This is a genomic window from Azospirillum cavernae, assembly GCF_003590795.1.
Taxonomy (GTDB): Bacteria; Pseudomonadota; Alphaproteobacteria; order Azospirillales; family Azospirillaceae; genus Azospirillum; species Azospirillum cavernae.
Map to the genome: position 1 here is coordinate 2,212,566 of NZ_QYUL01000001.1, position 17,577 is coordinate 2,230,142.

Genomic DNA, 17,577 nt, shown 5'->3' on the forward strand with positions numbered 1-17,577 from the left:
ATGCCGCGCAAGCCCGTCCACATCACAGCGAAGATCGCGGTGCGCACACCTTGCGGAGAGCAGGGATGCTGGTCGGTCATCCGCGAATTGCGCCGCTTCGACCGCCCCTTGCTGGTCTCGCGCGTCCAGGCCCACCCGACCACGGTCGCCGACTATCTGCGGCGCCTGACGCTGGCTGGCTATGTGACCCGCTCCGACAACGCCGTCTACGAGTTGGTGAATGACCAACCCGACGCGCCGCGTCTCCGGCGCGATGGGACACCGGCAGCCGAACCGGGCATTGGGCAGGAGCAGATGTGGCGCAGCATGAAGATGCTGGGGGAGTTCTCGCCCCGCGAACTCGCCGCAGCCGCCAGCACTGACGCGGCCCGCGTCACACCGACAACCGCCGCCAGCTACGTCAAGCATCTCTGGCGCGCCGGTTATCTGCTGTGTGTGGCCGAAGCCCGGTTCGGTGTCGGCAAGGCGGGAGCGCAGGCCCGCTATCGGCTGAAACCGTCGATGAACACCGGCCCGCTGGCGCCGCAGGTTCAGCGCACCGATTGGGTCTGGGACCCCAACACCCGCAAGGCTTTGGCGCCGGAGACGCGGGATCAGGGAGGGCTTCATGCTGAGCAGTGATCTGAAATCCCTTCGTGGCGCATTGGAATGCTACGCCGAACGGCTCGGAGGGCGCCTCTCCTTCAACGCGGCCAGCACGGCGGACCTGTTCCGGACGCTCGACGGCCTGATCGTCCAGGCCGAGGGGATGGAGGGCACGCCCTCCCCGCCCGCCGTTCGCATCGCCGGAGGCGCCTTGCCGAGCGGCGTCGCCGATTTGGCCGCCCGCCGCGCAGCCATGCGTCAGGACCGGCCAATCAAGATGGCGGATCGTATCCCGTGCTGGCCGCAACCGACCGATCCGACCGGAGGGTCAGCCGCATGAGCGCCCGCGTCCTGCCACAGCCCGACGCGTTGGTGGAGATCGACATCCCCACCAACGGACAGGCCGCTGGACACGTCGTCACGCGTCGCGTGGTGACGATCCGCAACCACTCCGACGGACGCTACACCTGCCTGTTGGCCGATCAGTCCACGGGCGATCTGTCCGCCGCCACCATCGCACCGGCGACGGATGGTCATTGGCTGTGCGTTGAACCGCCGGTGTCGGTTGACGCGGCGATCCACGTCGCCCGGATGGTGGCGGGTGGCGTCACCAGCCACGCCAGCGTCACCAGCCAAATGCGGCTGTTGGCCGACGCGGTGCTGTTCCTGACGGGGCATCACCGCCCCGCCGGGCCGCTGTCGCCAACCCGCATCGTCGGTGGCCCATGAGCGCCGACACCATCCAGGCCGCCCTGTTCGGCGCGTTCGGGCTGTCGCCGCCCAGCCGCCCGCCGGACCCGGCGCCCGCCGACCGCTTCCCGACCTTCACCCGTCCGGCGGCCCCGCCGGTCGCGCTCAACCCTTTGCGTCTCGCCGTCGGCGGGACCGTCACCCACTCCCCCAAGAGGTAAGCCATGCCCGATCAATCACCCGTTTTTCCGTTCCAGGCACCGCTCATCCCGCTGCCGTCGGGCGCGCCGACGCTGGCCAAGCACCTGCACGCGATGTTGAGCATCGTCCGCCGCCACGCCCCCCTTGCGGGCATGCTGTCCGAGCAGGAGATCGCCGCCACCGACGCCGCCTTTGCGGCGCTGGTCGGGTTGCCCGCCGCCAAGGCCAGCGTGGAGGTGTTGAATAGCAAGGTGTACTGGCGCGACGAAGACGAGAATTTGACGCTGGAGAGCATGGTCAAGCCCCATCGCTTTTTGGAGGATGACTTCGTCCGCACCGTCGCCACCGCCGCCCTGTCGACGTCCATGACCCTGGCGCGGCTCAAAGCGCTCTCGTTCGCCGAAGCGCAGGCGCTGATCGACACCCTGGCGTCGGCTCATGGCGTCAAAGCGGGCGGCAGGGCCGGAAACGTCTCCTTCGTCAGTTACGACCGAGCCTTCAAGGTCCAGATCGCCGTTCAGGAGCGTCTGGCCGTGAACGCCAACATCGTGACGGCCAAGACGGCGCTGAACGAATGGTTGGCCGCCGCCGACGCGGGGGACGAAGTCCGCGCCCTCATCAACGCGGCGTTCGGGTTGGGCGATCAGGACGGGGTCCGTGTCGCCGAGTTGGTGCGGCTCAAGCGTCTGGTCATCAACCATCCGCTGTGGAACGCGGCCATGGCCGCGATTGATGACGCGTTGGAGGTGGCGGGCAAGGCCCAATACCTGAGGGTCTACCAGCGCGCGCCGGACGGCAAATACGTCCAAATCCCGCTCGATCTGGCCAGCGTGTGAGGTGCGCCATGGATCACACCGAAGCCGTAACTGACGGCCTGACGATCCAGGTCGAGCTGGTTCAGTACCCCGAGGCGCTGAACGGCCCTGCGGGTCACGCGCTCGCCGCTCGCCTGTCGGAAGTGGCAAGCGCCGCGCTTTCCATCCGAGCGCCGGTCGCCGCTGCGGCCTTCACTTTGCTGGCCGACGCCGAACAGGAGGTCGATGACCTGCGGTCGCTGCTTTTCACTCAGCCGCCCAGTCCGGCGGCTCGCCGGTACGCGATCCGGCTGGCGGCTGCGGCCATCGCCCTGGTCGCCGCGCTCGACGCCAGCGAGGCCGAACGGAGCGCCTCGCCGTCGCTGGAAAGCGAGGTGACGCGTTGGTTGCGCCAGACCATTGGTGAACTGGTGGGCCGAACCGCAGCGGCAGCCATCCTTGCAGTCACGCCCCGGATGCTCGTCAGCGCCGTCCTGGTCGCCCCACAAATGGACGCCTTGGAAACCGGCATCCGGCTGCGCTGGGGCGTGTCTCTGGTCATCGCCAGCAACAACAGCGTCGCCGACGTGGCCAAGGCCATTGTCGCCGCCCAAAAGAGGAGCGCCGTCTGATGGCGAAGCCCAAACCTTCCATCGTCGTCGAGATCCAGCAATCCACAGGACTTCGGCTGAGTGACGCCGCTTGGGCGGCGCTGGAAAAGCTGCTGGCCGACGTCGGCGTCATTCTGGCATCCGAATACCACAACATCGACCGCGCGGGGCTGGCCCGGCGCACCGAAACCGCACAGGAAGGGCTGTTCCGCGCGTTCAATCGGTCGCTGGACACCGCTCATCAAATCCAGTCGGCCCGTTCGGAGTTCATCGCCGGTGCGGCCTGCATGTTGGCGCAGGCCGCTTCGATTGATGCCACCGCTCGTGAGGCTGTGGCGGCGGGGAAGCCCGCACCGAACTCAACCTCTGCTGACGCAAGGTTCGGTCAGCCCCCGGAGGGGTCCGCATGAGCAACCCTCATCCCGACATCCCGGCTTTGCTTGCCGAGGCCGACGAACTGCCCGACCCGCAAAAGTCGCTGCTGTCCCACAACGAACGAGTGCTGATCGAATTCTGTCAGCGGTTGGCGGCGGCCCTGCGGGCTTGCGCGGAAAAGGAGGTCTGACGCCATGACCCTGTACCCCATTCATGCCCAGATCGCCGCCGTGGAGGCGGCGGCCAAGGCCGATCCGACCAACCGCGCGTTGGCGCAGGCTGCTTTGACCTTGGGCGCGGTGTCCGTCGCTTGCGGCGGCCCTATCAAGGACGTCGATCAATGCCCGTGCTGCGGCTCTGTTTGGGAGGTCGATGCGTGGCCGGTCGATGACCGTCTCACCCGTGCCATGGAAGGGCTGATGCCATGACAGCCCCGCTGCCCCGCGATCTGATCTACGAGGCCATGAATGCGATCCAGGTCGGCGACCGCTGTGTCCAGGCCAGCTTGTTCCTCTTGGAGGCGGCATCGTCTCGCCGTCAGCAAGGTCACGCGCTGCTGCACGCACTCGCCCGTGAGATCGCCAAGGGCGCGACGGTCGAAGCTTTGGCGCTGGCCCTGGTCTACGAGCGTCAAATCTACGCCGCCCACAGCGACGACCTTGCCAAGATACAGGCGGACCTGGATAGCATTCGCGACCACCTCAAACCCGAAGTCGCGGCTTGGAGCGCCTTTGTCAAGGTCCGCAACTATCGCGCCCGGCTGGCTGATTGGAAGGGAAGGAAACCAAGGAAACCGAAAGTGGCGGGGAAAAGGACAGGCCGCGCAGTCTCTGGTCTGACGGTTTCCGAGGAAGCTCTTCTGGTGGAGATGCTGAAGGATGCGGATCGCGGCGATGTGACGTGGTTTTTCGACAAGTCAAGACCGGCGTTGAAGGGGCTTCTGCGCCGTGGCCTTGCCGCCATGTTCACCCCGGCCATCGGCATGTGCGAAGGCGTCCCCTATGCGCTGACCGCCAAGGGGCGCGGTGATGCTCTCGCCGTTCTTCATGAGATTGGAGAAGCGCCGTGACCATCACCCTGTCCATCGACCTGTACGACGATGGGGCGGTTCCTGTGTTGCTGGTGGCCGGGTTGCCCGGCTACGACGGACAGGTCGCCTTCCTGATCGACGGCCTTTCCGTTCGGACGCTCCGCCCGACGCGCGGGCTGCCCGCGCGCCTGCCCGAGCGCCCGATGGGCCGGGGCTTGCCGTCGCTGGCCGACATTCTGCGGCAAGCCGCCCAACCGGAGGGTCAGCGATGAGCGCCGCCAAGCTGGCGATTGCCGCAGGAGCCGCCCTGCGCCGCTTGCGCCGGGGCGACGCGGCGGTGGGAGCCTTCCGGGCCGAGCTGGTCGGCGTGCTGACGGGCGTCGTCACCAGCGCGAGCAACCGCCCGCAACCCCTGCGGCTCGACACGGATCCGTGCGAGATGATCGACTTGGCGGTGGAGCTGTGCCGCGACGCTGGCGTGTCTGGTCTCGACATGGCCGCGCGCTTCAACGACGCGGTCGAGCGGAGGCGGCGCTGATGGCCAAGCAACTCCACCTGTTCCGCAAGCCGCGCCGTCCAGCCAAGTCAAATCCGCGCACGCTGCATGTGAGCGACGCGGGAAGCGCCGGTGTCGCTGGCCGCTATGGCGTCGTGACGCTGTGTTGCGACCTGTGCGGCCACGAAACGGAGTGGCTGCCCGCCCGCAGCGTCACCGTCGAACTGAAAGGCCGCGTCTGCCCCAAATGCAAGGGCGACCCGGCCACCGTCAAACCATCCGGCGGAACCGCCGACAAGGAGCCGTCATGACCGCCGCAAGAACCGTCAAAAAGCCCCAAGCCCCTGACGCCCTCAAGCCGCTTGTCGCCAAGGTCCAGACCCTGCGCCGGATGGTTCCGGCCCTGTCGGACGAAGACACGTGGCGCGCCTTCTTGGCGGTCAACGCCAACGGCGTCACGTCCACCCGCGCCATGTCCGAAGGTCAGTTGTGCACCGTGGTCGAGGCCCTGCACCAAGCAGGCGCGCCGCGCAAAGCGCCCGGCGCGAAGGCTCCCGCTCGTTACGCCGACACGGCGCAAATGGCGATGATCCGGGCGCTGTGGTTGGAACTGGCCGAGCTTGGCGCCGTCAAGGATCGGTCGGAGGCGGCGCTGTCCGCCTTCATCAAGCGGCAGACCCGCCAGGATGTCGGTCGGCTGTTTCCGTCCAGCGCCGCCGCTGTGATCGAAGCGCTGAAGAGCTGGCGCGCCCGCGTCACCACCGCCAGCCCGCCGGAGGTTCCCGCGTTATGACCAACGACGTCCCGCCTGGCCTGACGCCCCACATCCTGCCCGGCATCCTGCGCGACATAGCCGAGATCGCGGGCTTGCAGGCCGCTGTCGATCTGTGTCTCGCCGCGCGCGGGCGTCGCTTCTACATCCCCGCACGCGCAACCTTGACCAAGGCGCACCCGCTGGTGCGCGCGGTCGGTTGGCAGTCGGCAAGGCTGATCGCCCAAGCCTACGGCCATGAAAGTCTGTCGATCCCCAACGCCCGCCCGGTCCTGCGCGCCTATCGCGCGCGGGTTCTGCGGACGGCGGGCTACTCGACGGCGCAGATCGCCATGTTGCTCGACATGGATCGCGGCCACGTCCAGCGCCTTGCGCCCGCCGCCGAGTACCCGCCCGGCCCGGTCGAAAAGAGGGCGGTGCGGGCGATCCTGGACGAAGCGCCCCGCCGCTTCAGCCGCATGAAGCCGGGCGAAGCGCCGTCGGCCCCGCCGCCGGTTCCGCCCCCTGGCCCATCGCCTCTGTTCCTTTGGGCGGGCGTGAAGCTGCCCGGCTGACGCCGCATCCACCACCATTACGAGCGAGGCGGCGGCGGGCGACACTCGCCCCATGACAACCACGCCCCCGACGCTCTCCGACGCCTTCCCCGCCGCCATCGCCTTTGTGCTGGGGCATGAGGGTGGATTTTCCGACGATCCCGCCGACAGCGGCGGCCCGACGCGCTGGGGCGTGTCGTTGGCTTGGCTGCGCAAGGCCGGTCTGCTCGACCTTGACCATGACGGACGCCCCGACGGCGACGTGAACGGCGACGGCGCGGTTGACGCCGAAGACGTCCGCGTCCTGCCGCGCGACCACGCCATCCGGCTGTACCGCCTGCATTGGTGGGACGCGCTGGGCTACGCCCGGATCACGGATCCGGCCATCGCCGCCAAAACCTTCGACCTTGCCGTGAACATGGGCGCCGCCGCCGCCCACCGCTGCCTTCAGCGCGCCTTGCGCGCGGCGTGGTTCCCGGTCGCGGACGATGGCCAGCTTGGACCGAAATCCCTTGCGGCCATCAACGCCGCCGATCCCCGCAGCCTGATGCCCGCCTTCAAATCCGAAGCGGCGGGCCATTACCGCGCCCTCATCGCCGCCCGCCCGGTTCTCGCCAAGTTCGAGAACGGCTGGCTCAACCGCGCCTACGCGCAACCCCTGTGACCGGAGACGCACCATTGCCCCCCTTGTCCATCACCATCCTCGCGTCGGTCGCCCTGGCTGTCGGTCTGCTGACCGCCGGGATCCTGTCGCCGCGCCACGCTGGCCGCCGTTTGTTCGCCGCCCTGCTCGTCGCGCTGGCGCCGCTTCCGGCTCTGGCCGACGCGGCGGGCGTCAACACGGCGGTCGATTTGTCCGCCCTTGCCAGCGGCGTCATCGCCGCTCTCGGCGCCGCCGCGCTGTGGGTCGGTCGCGCCGTCACCAGCGCGTTGATCGGCTATCTGGCGCAAAAGACCAAGCTGGAGCTGGACGACCACACCCGCGCCTATCTGGACCAAGCGCTGGAGCGCGCTGTCCAGTACGCGCAAAGCAGCGCGGAGCGTCTGGTCGGTCGCGCCGCGTCGGAGATCGACGTTCACAACGCCGTCGTGGCCCACGCGGTCAATTACGCGGTGGACCGCGTGCCGGGCGCCCTGGCCCATTTCGGCCTCACACCTGAAGCGCTGACCGGCATGGTTGAGGCGCGCATCCAGGCGAGCGCACCGACGCTGTTCGGGTCCGTCAGCCTTCGGAATGGATCGGTGGCGTTCCAGGACGGCCCGGCCCCCTTATCCGCCGGGGCGCAGGCGGGTGGCTGACGACGCCGACCGCGCCGGAGAGGCCGACCAATCCGAGGTCAGCCTCTCCGGCGCAGTCGCCCACATCCGCGACGTGCTGTCCGGGGCGGGCGCTGACTGTTGCGTCGATTGCGACGCGCCCATCCCACCCGCCCGCCGGGCCGCCTACCGGGCCGCCACCCGTTGCGTGGATTGTCAGGCCGAACATGAAGGACGCCGGTGATGCCCGATTGGTTGAAGGAATGGTGGCCATTTGTGGCGCTGGCGGTCGCGGTGGGATCCCCGTTGGTTCACGCCTGGGTGGGCTGGTCGGTGCGGGCGCGCTTCGCCAGCAAGGATGATCTGGCCGGTGAAGGCAAGGCGCGCGGGGAAGCGCTCGACATGGAGCGGAAGGCGCGGCACGAGCGCGAGGACGCGATGCGCGAAGCGGTCAACGCTTTGCTTGGTCGGGTTGATCGGCTTGAAAGCGCCATCGAGCATCTGCCGACGGCGGAAGCCGTCGCGACGCTCACCCTGCAATTGACCCGCGTCGAGGGGAAGCTCGCCGTGTTCGAGGAACGGGCCAACGGCGTCGTGGCTTTGTTTGAGCGCACGGATCGGCAGGTCCAGGTGATGGATGAATTCCTGCGGAAGGTGAAAGCATGAGCAACACCAATTTTCTGGCCCATTTGGCCGAAGACCGGCGTCTTGTCATCCTGCGGCTGTTGACCGAAGCGGGCGGGACGGCGAACGACAGCGTTCTTGAAGCCGGGCTGCAACAGCTCGGTCATCGGCGCGGCTTGACCCGCGACGTGGTGCGCGCCGACATCGACTGGTTGAAGGCGCGCCGTCTGGTGGCGGTGGAGATGGTCAAGGACACCGTCATGGTGGCCAGCATCACGGAACGCGGTCTGAACGTCGCCGAGGGTCATGAGACCGTTGACGGCGTCAAACGCCCGTCGCTCGTCTGATCGCCATGGCACGCCTTTCCGCCGCCGACAAATGGCCGACCGACATCCGCGCGCTGGTGGGCAAGCTGCGCGGGCAAGGGGCGACCATCGACCAAATCCGCGCCAAGCTGCAAGAGCTTGACGTCTCCGTTCCGCGCTCGACGCTGGGGCGCGAGATTAAGGAGTTGGATGAGGTCATCGCCGACATCCGACGGGCGCGCGAGATCGCCGAGGCCATCGGCACCCGGATCGACGAAGGGTCGGCGTCAAGCACCGCGCGCGCCAACGTCGAAATCCTGCAAGCCTTGACCCAACGGCTGCTGTTTGCGGCGCGCGGTGAAGGCGGCGAGATCGCCATTGAGGCGAAGGACGCCAAAGCCTATTCGGAAGTGCTGCGCAATCTGGCCTCCGCGTCCAAGGTCGATTTGGACCGGGAAATCAAATGGCGCGATGAGCTGCGCGCCAAGGTCGACGCCGCGCTGAAGGCCGCAGAGGCGGACGCGTCCAAAGGCGGCGGAAAGCCCGTCGATCTGAAGGAGGCGCTGGTGCGCGTTCGGCAGGAAGTCTACGGGATTTTCTCATGAGCGCCGCCGTCCCTCTCTACACCTATCAGAAGCGCTGGCTTCAGGATAAGGCGCGCTTCAAGGTCGGCATGTTCGCGCGCCAATGCGGCAAGACCTTCACAACGACGCTGGAGGTGGTGGACGACTGCTTTGCCGCTGCGGCGGAGGGGCGGCGCGAGCGTTGGGTCATCCTGTCGCGCGGCGAGCGGCAGGCCAAAGAGGCGATGGACGAAGGAATCAAGCGCCACGCCCAAGCCTACCAGATGAGCTTGGACGCGATGGAGTATGATTGGGTGGGGGGCAGCGCCAGTTACAAGGCGTTGGAGGTGACTTTGGAGGGCGGCAGCCGCATCACCGCCTTGCCCGCCAACCCCGACACCGCGCGCGGCTTTTCGGCCAATGTGTTTCTGGATGAGTTCGCCTTCCACGCCGACAGCCGCGCGATCTGGAAGGCGCTGTTTCCGGTCATTTCCAACGGCTGGAAACTGCGCGTCGTCTCGACGCCGAACGGCAAGGGCAACAAATTCTATGATCTTGTCACAGGGGCCGACGACGGCTGGTCGCGCCACCATGTCGATATTTATCAGGCGGTCGCTGACGGTCTGCCGCGCGACATTGACGAGCTGCGCGAGGCCATTGGGGATCCCGACGCCTGGGCGCAGGAGTTCGAGTTGCAATGGCTGGACGAAGCGTCCAGTTGGCTGAGCTATGAGGAGATCGCCGCCGTCGAGGATCCCGACGCGGGGCGTCCGGAGCTGTATCGCGGCGGTCCCGTCTATGTTGGCAACGACATCGCGCGCCGCAACGATCTGTTCGTTGTGTGGGCGTGGGAGCTGGTTGGCGACGTCTTGTGGACTCGGGAAATCATCGAGCGCCGCCGCATCACCTTTTCCGAACAGGACGCCATCATTGACGACGTGATGCGCCGCTATCGCCCCGTCCGCTTGGCGATGGACCAGACCGGCATGGGCGAAAAGCCGGTCGAAGACACCCAGCGCCGGTGGGGAACGCATGCGGTGGAGGGCGTGCTGCTCACCGGGTCGCGCCGCCTCGACATCGCCACCTCGGCCAAACAGGCGTTCGAGGATCGCAAGGTCCGCATCCCCGCCGGTCGCCCGGAGCTGCGCGCCGATCTGCACAAGCTCAAGAAGACGGTCGGGGCCACCGGCGCGCCGCGCTTGGTGGCGGATCGCGACGGCGACGGTCACGCTGACCGGACGTGGGCCGCCTTTCTTGGGATCGCCGCCAGGGACACCGCGCCGATGGAATACGACTATCAACCAGCCTACGGCGCGCCCACGCCCGCTGACCGCTTTCGCCGCCCGCGTCATGACGACGATGACGGGTCGCCGTTCCATCACCAGCGCTGCCGTTTTGGCCGGGGAAGCTATTGATGCCGCCGAAATCCTTCCTGGACGTCAACGGCCAGCCCATGCGGCGGGCGGCGCTTGCGACGCCCCAGGCCACGCCAACCGTCGTCGGCCTGCGGTCGATCCTGTCAGACCATCCGGCGGGCGGCTTGACGCCGGATCGGCTGGCGCGGCTGTTGCGGGCGTCCGAGCATGGCGACGCCACCGCCTATCTGGAATTGGCCGAGGATATGGAGGAGCGGGACTTGCATTATCGGGGCGTCCTGTCCACCCGCAAGCTGTCGGTGGCGCAGCTTGAGGTGACGGTCGAGGCCGCGTCGGACGCCGCCGACGATCAAAAAGCCGCCGCTCTGGTGCGCGACGCCATCGCCGCCTTCGACATCGAGGAGATGCTGTTCGACCTTCTGGACGGTCTGGGCAAAGGGTACAGCGTCGTCGAGATGATTTGGGACACCACCGCCGCCGATGGCTGGCGAGTGGTCGGCTTTGAGTATCGCGACCCACGTTGGTTCCAATATGACCGCGTTGATGGGCGCACCCTGCGTCTGGTGGACGGCAGCGCCAACGGCGAGGATCTCCAACCCAACCGCTTCATCATCCACAGACCCAAAACGAAGAGCGGCGTGCCGATCCGGGGTGGCCTAGCGCGGGTTTCCGCCTGGGCCTATCTGTTCAAGACCTTCACCATCAAGGATTGGGTGGTGTTCGCCGAGGTCTATGGCCACCCCTTGCGGCTGGGGAAATATGGCCTCGGGGCCAGCGAGCGCGACAAGGACGTGCTGCTCGCCGCCGTCCGCGATCTGGGCAGCGACGCCGCCGCCATCATCCCGGAAAGCATGCAGATCGAATTTCAGCAGGCGTCCACCGGCAGCGTGGAATTGTGGGAGAAGCTCGCCGACTGGTTGGATCGGCAAGTGTCCAAGGCCGTCCTGGGGCAAACCACCACCACCGACGCGATCTCGGGCGGCCACGCCGTCGGCAAAGAGCATCGCCAGGTGCAAGGGGACATCGAACGGGCCGATGGCCGCCAGCTTGCCGCCACCTTGAACCGTGATTTCGTTCCGGTGCTGGTGTCGGTCAATCTTGGGCCGCGCGACCGTTATCCCAAGATCCGCATTGGCCGCCCGGACGAAGAGGACATCGGCGCGCTGGTCGAGCGCGTGGTCAAGCTGGTGCCGTTGGGCCTGAAGGTCGGCATGTCCACCATCCGAGACCGGATCGGCATTCCCGACCCGGCCCCGGATGAGGAATTGCTGACGCCCCCGTCGGCTCCACCCCCGCCGCAGAGCGTCCCAACGCCCGCCACGCAATCGGTCCAGGCGGACGCGGTTCCGTCCTTCGATCTTGACGCGGCCATCGCCGAACAGCTCGCCGCTGAAGGCTGGAACATGGCCGCCATCGTCGATCCGATCCGCGCCCTGTTGAGCGAGGCGAAAAGCCTGGAGGACGTCCAGGCGCGCCTGACGGCTCCCGAGATGGTGGCCCGCCTGTTGGGGGCGATGGACAGTTCCGGGATTGAGGAGGCACTGAGCCGGGCTGGCATCGGCGCTTGGTTGGCCGGGCGCGCGGAGGGTGGCGATGCGCCGTGATGTTTGTGAATTCCCCGCCGATGGGCTGGCGGGGGCCAGGGTGTTGAAGCACCCCAGCCGCGAGGTGGAGCCTCGCACGACCGAAATCGTCCCGCCTCACCAGCGCTGGTGGACGGACACCATAGGCAGTCACACGTATGGAGGAAATCCGTTGCGGCTCCTGCGCCAAACTTTTGGCGCGGGGAACCGCAGAAATGCTCGAAATCAAGTGCTCGCGTTGCGGCACGATCAACCATGTGAGGGTCAAGAACCCCCCATCAGAGCGCCCAAGAGCGTCCGACTCGGCACAGGACACTCATGGGCAGGATCGACGGGGAGCATCCCCGCCTTAGCGCGGTTGGCGCGCGTGGTTACAGTCATGACGAGGCGGGTCGCGTCGTCGGTTTTGGCGATGCCGAATTCCGCATCGCTGAAATTCCACGGGCAGTGGCGGCGGAGATCATCATCCGCCACCACTATTCCGGGCGCATCGTCCAGAACAGCTACATTCACCTTGGCGTGTTTCTGCGCGGCGAGCTGGTTGGCGCGCTGCAATTTGGCTACGCCATGAACCCGGCGTCGGGCAAGAGCGTGGTGGCCGGAACCGGAAACCGCGACTATCTGGAACTCAACCGGATGTGGTTGAGCGACGTCGTCCCCCGCAACGGGGAGAGCATGGCGATCAGCTACGCGACCAAATACATCAAAGCCCGCTTTCCTGCCGTGCAATGGATCCAGTCTTTTGCCGATGAGCGGTGCGGGTGTTGGGGCGTGGTTTATCAAGCCTGCAACTTTGTCTATTGCGGCTTCCACTTCACCGACTTCTATCAATTGGACGGTGAATGGTTTCACGAGATGCTTTTGACAGCCCACAAAAAGATGGGGACGCGAGGCGCGCGGCTGCGGGAAAATCTGCACCGCGCGACCAAGCATCGGTTTCGGCAATTCCGTTACGTGCTGTTTCTGAAACAATCCGCGCGGAAGCGGCTGCTGCGGAAAACCGCCGCTTACCCAAAGCCGGGTTTGGGGGCTCCTCATGGCTAAAGTTTCGCCCCTGTCGCTGCCGCCCGACCAAGCCCTTCGTTTTTTCCGCGACAAAATCACGGAAGGCTCGTTCGATCATCGGGACATCTTTGGTGGTCTGCACGCAACCTATTTCACGGTGGCCAAGGCGATGGAGTTGGATGTGCTGGAGGCCATCCGAACCGCCACCGACGCCGCCATGGCCGAGGGTCAAACCAAGGAGCGCTTCGCCGCCGATCTGACGCCCACCCTGCAAAAGCTTGGCTGGTGGGGCGCGCAGGTTCGCGTCGATCCCTTGGACGGGCAAGAAAAGCTGGTCCAGCTCGGCAGCGCGCGGCGGCTGGCCACCATCTATGACACCAACCTGCGCACCGCCTACTCCGCCGGGCGCTGGGAGCGCATCCAGTCCCGCAAGGACAGCCGCCCCTGGCTGCGCTATGTCTGCGTCCTGGATGGCCGCGAACGCCCGCAACACCGGGCATGGCACGGCACGGTGTTGCGGGTGGATGATCCGTGGTGGCGCACCCACTACCCGCCCTGCGGTTGGTTCTGCCGCTGCTCGGTGCAGCAGCTCTCCGACGATGATCTGACCCGATTGGGGCTTGAGCCGTCCGCGCGGGCGCCCGATCTGAAAAACCAGCCCTGGACCAACCCGCGCACGGGGGCCACCGTCCAACTGCCCGACGGGATTGATCCGGGCTTCGGTCACAATGTCGGGCTTGCAGCCGATCAGGCCGCGCGCGTGCGGCTGATCGAAAAGCTCGACGCAACCGATCCGCCCTTGGCGGCGGGCGTCGTCGGCGACGGGATGAAAAGCGTGGCCTTCGTCGACTTCTTGCGTGAAGGCGCCAACCGGCTGGGTGATTGGCCGGTTGGCGTCCTGGCGCCCGGCCTCGCCGCTGACGCCATGGCGCTGAAGGTGCGGGTGGTGCGGTTGTCCCGCGACAGCGCCGACAAGCAGGCGCGCAACCACAAAGACATTGGGGCCGCCGACTATCAAGGGCTGGCCGCCGTCTTGCGGTCGGACAAGACGCCGCTCCCCGCCAACAAACCTCGGCACTGGGCGCTGACGGGCGAGCACAACGGCAAAATTTACAAGACGATCATCAAGACGGCGCGGTTTGGACGCGAGGCTTTCCTGCAATCCTTCCACGTCATTGACGCGGCGGAGCTTGCCCGCATCGAATTGCGCGGTTGGGCCGCCGTCGATCCCGGCCCGGAGGGTATGGTGATGTGATTGGGCGGTCGGGAAGGCTCCCCCCGGAAATGGATACCGGCCTCTTCCACGCGCCCTGTCGGCTACGGCTGGGAGTTTCACCGTGTTTCGACCGCCCAAACCCACTGTAGCGCCGGAGCGGCCCGTCGGCAAGATCAGCGGGCCTTCTGGAAAGGCCGCCAAGCACGATCTTGGGCGCTTGGGCTACCCGCGTGCCGGAAAAATCCTTTAACGCGTTTTTTAACGCCTTTCCGGCCCGTTTCAGGGGCGCCCGACCGCCGCATCCACCACCATTATGGCGGCGGTTCCCTGGACGCATGATGCGTCCATGAATTCCCCCCGCCCCATCCAGCCGCATCCGGCGCTCCGTCTGTCGATGGCCTCCAGTTCGGGGGCCGCCGACGTCGTCGCCTTTTCCGTCCTGGTGTCGAGCCTGCCCGAACTCGCGTCGGCGACGTCGGGTTGGATCAAGCTGGCGCCGCTTGGCGTGGTGTGTGGCCGGGATGGCCGGGGGCCTTACAATTTCGGAAACCAAACGCAGGCCGCCGCCATCGTCGCGGCGTCCAAGGCCTACGCTGGGCCGACCGATCCGTTGATCGACTACGACCACGCCTTCGATTTGTCCGCCAGCCGTGGGCTTGGCAACGCCCCCGCCGCCGGGTGGATCAAGGATCTCGATGTGCGCGCCGACGGGATTTACGCGCGGGTCGAATGGACGAAGGCCGCCGCCGTCAAGATGAAGCGCGGAGAATACCGCTACGTCAGCCCGACCTTCAATCACGCCGCCGACGGCACAGTGGTCCGCATTCTTCGCGCGGGCCTGACGAACCACCCGAATTTCAACCTTCCCGCCCTTGCTGCCGCAACCCCACACCAGGAGCCTGTGATGGACCCCACCCTTGCGGCGCTGTGCGCCGCGCTGGGAATGCCGGTCGGGACGGACGTGAACGCGGCGATCAGCCGTGTTCACGCCCTGACCGCCGCTTCCGCCGCCGCCCGCGCCGATTTCGACCGCATCGCCACCGCCGCCGGGCTGTCCGTCGGCGCCGAACCCACGGCCATCGCCGCCGCCGTCTCCGCCGATCCCGACCCCAAGGCGTGGGTGCCGATGGCGACCTACACCGCCGCCGCCGCCACCCTGGCCGAGTTGCAAGGCCAGACGCTGGAGCGGGAAGCGACCGCCGCCGTCGATAAGGCGGTGACGGAGGGTAAGGTCGCGCCCGCCACCCGTGAGCATTTCCTCAAGGTGTACCGCGCCGACCCGTCGGGCTGGACCGCCTTCGCGGCGGCTTTGCCGGTGGTGGTGCCACCGGGCAAGACGGCGGGGGGCGGCGTTTCCGGCCAGCCGTCCGGCGGTTCCGTGACGGGCGCGCTGGATGACGGGCAGAAATCCGTCCTGGCCATGATGGGCGTGGACCCGGCCAAGGCGGCCAAGGTCATGGAAGAGATGGGGTGGGCGTCATGACGGCCTTGACCGCCCCGCGCGGGACGTTGGCGCGTTCGGGCGCGCTCCTGTCGGTCGCGCTCGCCGCCGCGACCAAAATCCAGGCGGGCGCGCTGGTCTGCGCCAACGCCTCCGGCTACGCCGTGAACGGCACGGCCATCGCCGGGCTGACGGCGCTGGGCCGGGCGGAGCAGACCATCGACAACAGCGCCGGAGCCGCTGGCGATGAACGGATCGACGTGTGTCCCGGCATTTTCCGCTGGAACAACGCGTCCAGCGGCGACGCCGTGACCTTGGCGGATCTCGGTCGGCACGCCTGGATCGTGGACAACCAAACGGTCGGACGGACGCCGTCGGCCAGCCGCAGCCCCGCCGGTGTGGTGGTCGATGTGGATGGCGATGGGGTGTGGGTGCGCAGCGGCCCGGCGGTTCCGCGCCCGCAGCGCTATGTCCTCCCGCTGGTCATCGCCAGCCTCACCGGCGCGGGCGTCTATCGGATCGTGGCCCCGGTCGCCGGAACCATCGTGGCGATCCGCTCGGTTCTGGCGGGCGCGCTCGCCACCGGCGACGCCACGGTGACGGCGTCCATCGGCGGCGTCGCCGTGACGGGCGGCGTCCTCACGATCACGCAGGCCGGGTCCGCCGCCGGTGACGTTGACGCCGCCCTGCCCACCGCCGCCAACGCCGTGTCTGTGGGCGACGTCATCGCCCTGACGGTGGGCGGCGCCAATTCGGCCAACGTCGGCGCGTCCGCGCTGATCGACATCGTTTGACCGGAGAGACAGCATGGAAATCAATCGCGGCAATCTCCGCATGATCTATGTCGGGTTTCGCACCGACTTCCAGGGCGCTTTTACGGCGGTTGTCCCAACATGGCCCGCCATCGCCATGTCGGTCCCCAGCGCGACGCGGGAAAACCAGTATGGCTGGCTCGGCAAATTCCCGCGCATCCGCGAATGGATCGGCGACCGGGTGGTCAACAGCATCGCGGCGTCGGATTACACGATCCGCAACAAGGATTTTGAAGGCACGATTTCGCTCGACCGGAACGACATCGCCGACGACCTGCTTGGCGTCTACAAGCCGATTGTCCAGGAGTTCGGTCGTTCGACCGCCACGCACCCCGACGAGCTGGCCTGGGGGCTTCTGACGCGGGGCTGGGACGCCGCCTGTTACGATGGCCAGCCCTTCTTCGACACCGATCATCCGGTTCTCGACGCGGCGGGCAAGGAAACCTTCTACAGCAACAGCGGCGGCGGCAACGGCGCGCCGTGGTTCTTGATCGACGACCGCCGGGTCATCAAGCCGGTGATCTATCAGGAACGTCAGACGTTCAACTTTGTGGCGCTCGACAATCCCGACGACGCCAACGTCTTCTTCAAGAAGCAATACATCTACGGCGTGGATGGCCGTTCCAACGTTGGGTTCAGCTTTCCTCAGCTTGCCTACGGCTCCAAGCAACCGCTGACCCTGACCAGCTTCGAGACCGGCTACGTCAACATGTCGTCGCTGAAGGCGGACTATGAGCGTCCGCTCGGCATCAAGCCGACCAAGCTTGTGGTTGGGGCGTCCAACATCAAGGCCGCCAACCTGATCGCCAACAGCGAGAAGCTTGACGGCGACGTCGTCAACCCCTGGAAAGGGTTGGTCACGGTCGTGTTGTCGGAGTGGCTGCCATGACCCCGGCCATCCGCATCCGGGCGCGGTCGCCGCGCGGCCATTGCCGTTGCGGCGTCCGGCACCCGCCAACCCCGACGTTGCATCCGCCCGGCGCCTTCAGCCCCGAACAGGTCGATGTCCTGCTCGACGACCCCGCTTTGGTGGTTGAAGTGGTTGGCGAGCTGGCGATGGGCGCGCTCACGGGGTCGGAGATCGCCACGGTGATGGCGGACGTCCTTTTCCCGGATGGCGGCGTCTTGACCGGCTGGGAAGCGCACGCGCCCAACCCGCCGCCCACCGGCGCGCCCGAGGATGGGGCGGACGGTGGGGCAGACCAACCCGACGAAGCCGCCCCGCCAAGCGTCGATGAACCCGCGCCCGCCCCGGCGGTTGAGGACGCCCCGGCCCGCGCCCCGGTCCGCAAGGCGAAGGGAACCTGA

Annotated in this window: 30 protein-coding genes; all 30 read left to right on the forward strand. The window is 67.1% G+C overall.

The window, feature by feature from the left end:
• The 30 genes from D3877_RS10215 to D3877_RS29805 all read left to right on the forward strand — a co-directional run bounded on the left by D3877_RS10215 (window position 1) and on the right by D3877_RS29805 (window position 17,577).
• Complete coding sequence (locus D3877_RS10215) at window positions 1-621, forward strand: hypothetical protein (RefSeq protein WP_119830477.1); 621 nt, start codon at window positions 1-3, stop codon at window positions 619-621.
• Window positions 608-925, forward strand: a complete 318-nt coding sequence (locus tag D3877_RS10220; protein WP_147395147.1) for a hypothetical protein — start codon at window positions 608-610, stop codon at window positions 923-925. The genes D3877_RS10215 and D3877_RS10220 overlap by 14 nt, the downstream gene beginning before the upstream one ends.
• On the forward strand, window positions 922-1,314 hold the full coding sequence (locus D3877_RS10225) for a hypothetical protein (RefSeq protein WP_119830479.1): 393 nt from the start codon (window positions 922-924) through the stop codon (window positions 1,312-1,314). The genes D3877_RS10220 and D3877_RS10225 overlap by 4 nt, the downstream gene beginning before the upstream one ends.
• Window positions 1,311-1,496 carry a hypothetical protein gene (locus D3877_RS10230; protein ID WP_119830480.1) on the forward strand — a complete coding sequence of 62 codons (186 nt, stop codon included), beginning with the start codon at window positions 1,311-1,313 and terminating at the stop codon, window positions 1,494-1,496. The genes D3877_RS10225 and D3877_RS10230 overlap by 4 nt, the downstream gene beginning before the upstream one ends.
• Window positions 1,497-1,499: 3 nt before the next feature.
• On the forward strand, window positions 1,500-2,312 hold the full coding sequence (locus D3877_RS10235; RefSeq protein WP_119830481.1) for a DUF3164 family protein: 813 nt from the start codon (window positions 1,500-1,502) through the stop codon (window positions 2,310-2,312).
• An 8-nt stretch (window positions 2,313-2,320) separates the two neighbouring features.
• Window positions 2,321-2,902 (forward strand): hypothetical protein, encoded by a 582-nt coding sequence (locus D3877_RS10240; protein WP_119830482.1) that lies wholly within the window; start codon window positions 2,321-2,323, stop codon window positions 2,900-2,902.
• The gene (locus D3877_RS10245; protein ID WP_119830483.1) at window positions 2,902-3,291 is read left to right on the forward strand and encodes a hypothetical protein; all 390 of its coding nucleotides are present in this window, start codon (window positions 2,902-2,904) and stop codon (window positions 3,289-3,291) included. Before D3877_RS10240 ends, D3877_RS10245 begins: the two co-directional genes overlap by 1 nt.
• Complete coding sequence (locus D3877_RS29800; protein ID WP_158599847.1) at window positions 3,288-3,446, forward strand: hypothetical protein; 159 nt, start codon at window positions 3,288-3,290, stop codon at window positions 3,444-3,446. Before D3877_RS10245 ends, D3877_RS29800 begins: the two co-directional genes overlap by 4 nt.
• Before the next feature lie 4 nt (window positions 3,447-3,450).
• Window positions 3,451-3,684, forward strand: a complete 234-nt coding sequence (locus D3877_RS10250) for a hypothetical protein (protein WP_119830484.1) — start codon at window positions 3,451-3,453, stop codon at window positions 3,682-3,684.
• The gene (locus D3877_RS10255) at window positions 3,681-4,325 is read left to right on the forward strand and encodes a hypothetical protein (RefSeq protein ID WP_119830485.1); all 645 of its coding nucleotides are present in this window, start codon (window positions 3,681-3,683) and stop codon (window positions 4,323-4,325) included. Before D3877_RS10250 ends, D3877_RS10255 begins: the two co-directional genes overlap by 4 nt.
• Entirely contained in the window at window positions 4,322-4,558 is a 237-nt protein-coding gene (locus D3877_RS10260) for a hypothetical protein (RefSeq protein WP_119830486.1), read from the forward strand. The genes D3877_RS10255 and D3877_RS10260 overlap by 4 nt, the downstream gene beginning before the upstream one ends.
• The gene (locus tag D3877_RS10265) at window positions 4,555-4,824 is read left to right on the forward strand and encodes a hypothetical protein (RefSeq protein WP_119830487.1); all 270 of its coding nucleotides are present in this window, start codon (window positions 4,555-4,557) and stop codon (window positions 4,822-4,824) included. Before D3877_RS10260 ends, D3877_RS10265 begins: the two co-directional genes overlap by 4 nt.
• Window positions 4,824-5,093, forward strand: coding sequence for a hypothetical protein (locus D3877_RS10270; protein WP_119830488.1), 270 nt, complete (start codon window positions 4,824-4,826; stop codon window positions 5,091-5,093). The genes D3877_RS10265 and D3877_RS10270 overlap by 1 nt, the downstream gene beginning before the upstream one ends.
• Window positions 5,090-5,575: a regulatory protein GemA gene (locus D3877_RS10275; RefSeq protein WP_158599849.1), complete on the forward strand. Its 486-nt coding sequence runs from the start codon at window positions 5,090-5,092 to the stop codon at window positions 5,573-5,575. The genes D3877_RS10270 and D3877_RS10275 overlap by 4 nt, the downstream gene beginning before the upstream one ends.
• Window positions 5,572-6,108 carry a hypothetical protein gene (locus D3877_RS10280; RefSeq protein ID WP_119830490.1) on the forward strand — a complete coding sequence of 179 codons (537 nt, stop codon included), beginning with the start codon at window positions 5,572-5,574 and terminating at the stop codon, window positions 6,106-6,108. Before D3877_RS10275 ends, D3877_RS10280 begins: the two co-directional genes overlap by 4 nt.
• A gap of 52 nt (window positions 6,109-6,160) precedes the next feature.
• Window positions 6,161-6,751: a glycoside hydrolase family 108 protein gene (locus D3877_RS10285; protein ID WP_119830491.1), complete on the forward strand. Its 591-nt coding sequence runs from the start codon at window positions 6,161-6,163 to the stop codon at window positions 6,749-6,751.
• A 14-nt stretch (window positions 6,752-6,765) separates the two neighbouring features.
• Entirely contained in the window at window positions 6,766-7,386 is a 621-nt protein-coding gene (locus tag D3877_RS10290) for a hypothetical protein (RefSeq protein ID WP_147395148.1), read from the forward strand.
• Window positions 7,379-7,588, forward strand: a complete 210-nt coding sequence (locus D3877_RS10295) for a TraR/DksA C4-type zinc finger protein (RefSeq protein ID WP_199720736.1) — start codon at window positions 7,379-7,381, stop codon at window positions 7,586-7,588. Before D3877_RS10290 ends, D3877_RS10295 begins: the two co-directional genes overlap by 8 nt.
• Window positions 7,588-8,010 (forward strand): DUF2730 family protein, encoded by a 423-nt coding sequence (locus D3877_RS10300; RefSeq protein WP_119830494.1) that lies wholly within the window; start codon window positions 7,588-7,590, stop codon window positions 8,008-8,010. Before D3877_RS10295 ends, D3877_RS10300 begins: the two co-directional genes overlap by 1 nt.
• Entirely contained in the window at window positions 8,007-8,315 is a 309-nt protein-coding gene (locus D3877_RS10305) for a VpaChn25_0724 family phage protein (RefSeq protein WP_119830495.1), read from the forward strand. The genes D3877_RS10300 and D3877_RS10305 overlap by 4 nt, the downstream gene beginning before the upstream one ends.
• A gap of 5 nt (window positions 8,316-8,320) precedes the next feature.
• Complete coding sequence (locus D3877_RS10310; RefSeq protein WP_119830496.1) at window positions 8,321-8,878, forward strand: phage protein Gp27 family protein; 558 nt, start codon at window positions 8,321-8,323, stop codon at window positions 8,876-8,878.
• Window positions 8,875-10,251, forward strand: a complete 1,377-nt coding sequence (locus tag D3877_RS10315) for a terminase large subunit domain-containing protein (RefSeq protein ID WP_119830497.1) — start codon at window positions 8,875-8,877, stop codon at window positions 10,249-10,251. Before D3877_RS10310 ends, D3877_RS10315 begins: the two co-directional genes overlap by 4 nt.
• A complete protein-coding gene (locus D3877_RS10320) occupies window positions 10,251-11,816 on the forward strand; it encodes a DUF935 domain-containing protein (protein WP_119830498.1) in 1,566 nt (521 codons plus the stop codon). Before D3877_RS10315 ends, D3877_RS10320 begins: the two co-directional genes overlap by 1 nt.
• A 137-nt stretch (window positions 11,817-11,953) precedes the next feature.
• A complete protein-coding gene (locus D3877_RS31030; protein ID WP_119830499.1) occupies window positions 11,954-12,148 on the forward strand; it encodes a zinc finger domain-containing protein in 195 nt (64 codons plus the stop codon).
• A complete protein-coding gene (locus tag D3877_RS10330; RefSeq protein ID WP_199720737.1) occupies window positions 12,114-12,839 on the forward strand; it encodes a Mom family adenine methylcarbamoylation protein in 726 nt (241 codons plus the stop codon). Before D3877_RS31030 ends, D3877_RS10330 begins: the two co-directional genes overlap by 35 nt.
• Window positions 12,832-14,055, forward strand: a complete 1,224-nt coding sequence (locus D3877_RS10335; protein ID WP_119830500.1) for a phage head morphogenesis protein — start codon at window positions 12,832-12,834, stop codon at window positions 14,053-14,055. The genes D3877_RS10330 and D3877_RS10335 overlap by 8 nt, the downstream gene beginning before the upstream one ends.
• A 307-nt stretch (window positions 14,056-14,362) precedes the next feature.
• Complete coding sequence (locus D3877_RS10340) at window positions 14,363-15,499, forward strand: phage protease (RefSeq protein WP_158599851.1); 1,137 nt, start codon at window positions 14,363-14,365, stop codon at window positions 15,497-15,499.
• The gene (locus tag D3877_RS30195; RefSeq protein ID WP_199720738.1) at window positions 15,496-16,251 is read left to right on the forward strand and encodes a hypothetical protein; all 756 of its coding nucleotides are present in this window, start codon (window positions 15,496-15,498) and stop codon (window positions 16,249-16,251) included. The genes D3877_RS10340 and D3877_RS30195 overlap by 4 nt, the downstream gene beginning before the upstream one ends.
• 13 nt (window positions 16,252-16,264) lie before the next feature.
• Window positions 16,265-17,158, forward strand: a complete 894-nt coding sequence (locus tag D3877_RS10350; protein WP_119830502.1) for a Mu-like prophage major head subunit gpT family protein — start codon at window positions 16,265-16,267, stop codon at window positions 17,156-17,158.
• Window positions 17,155-17,577: an HI1506-related protein gene (locus tag D3877_RS29805; protein WP_158599853.1), complete on the forward strand. Its 423-nt coding sequence runs from the start codon at window positions 17,155-17,157 to the stop codon at window positions 17,575-17,577. The genes D3877_RS10350 and D3877_RS29805 overlap by 4 nt, the downstream gene beginning before the upstream one ends.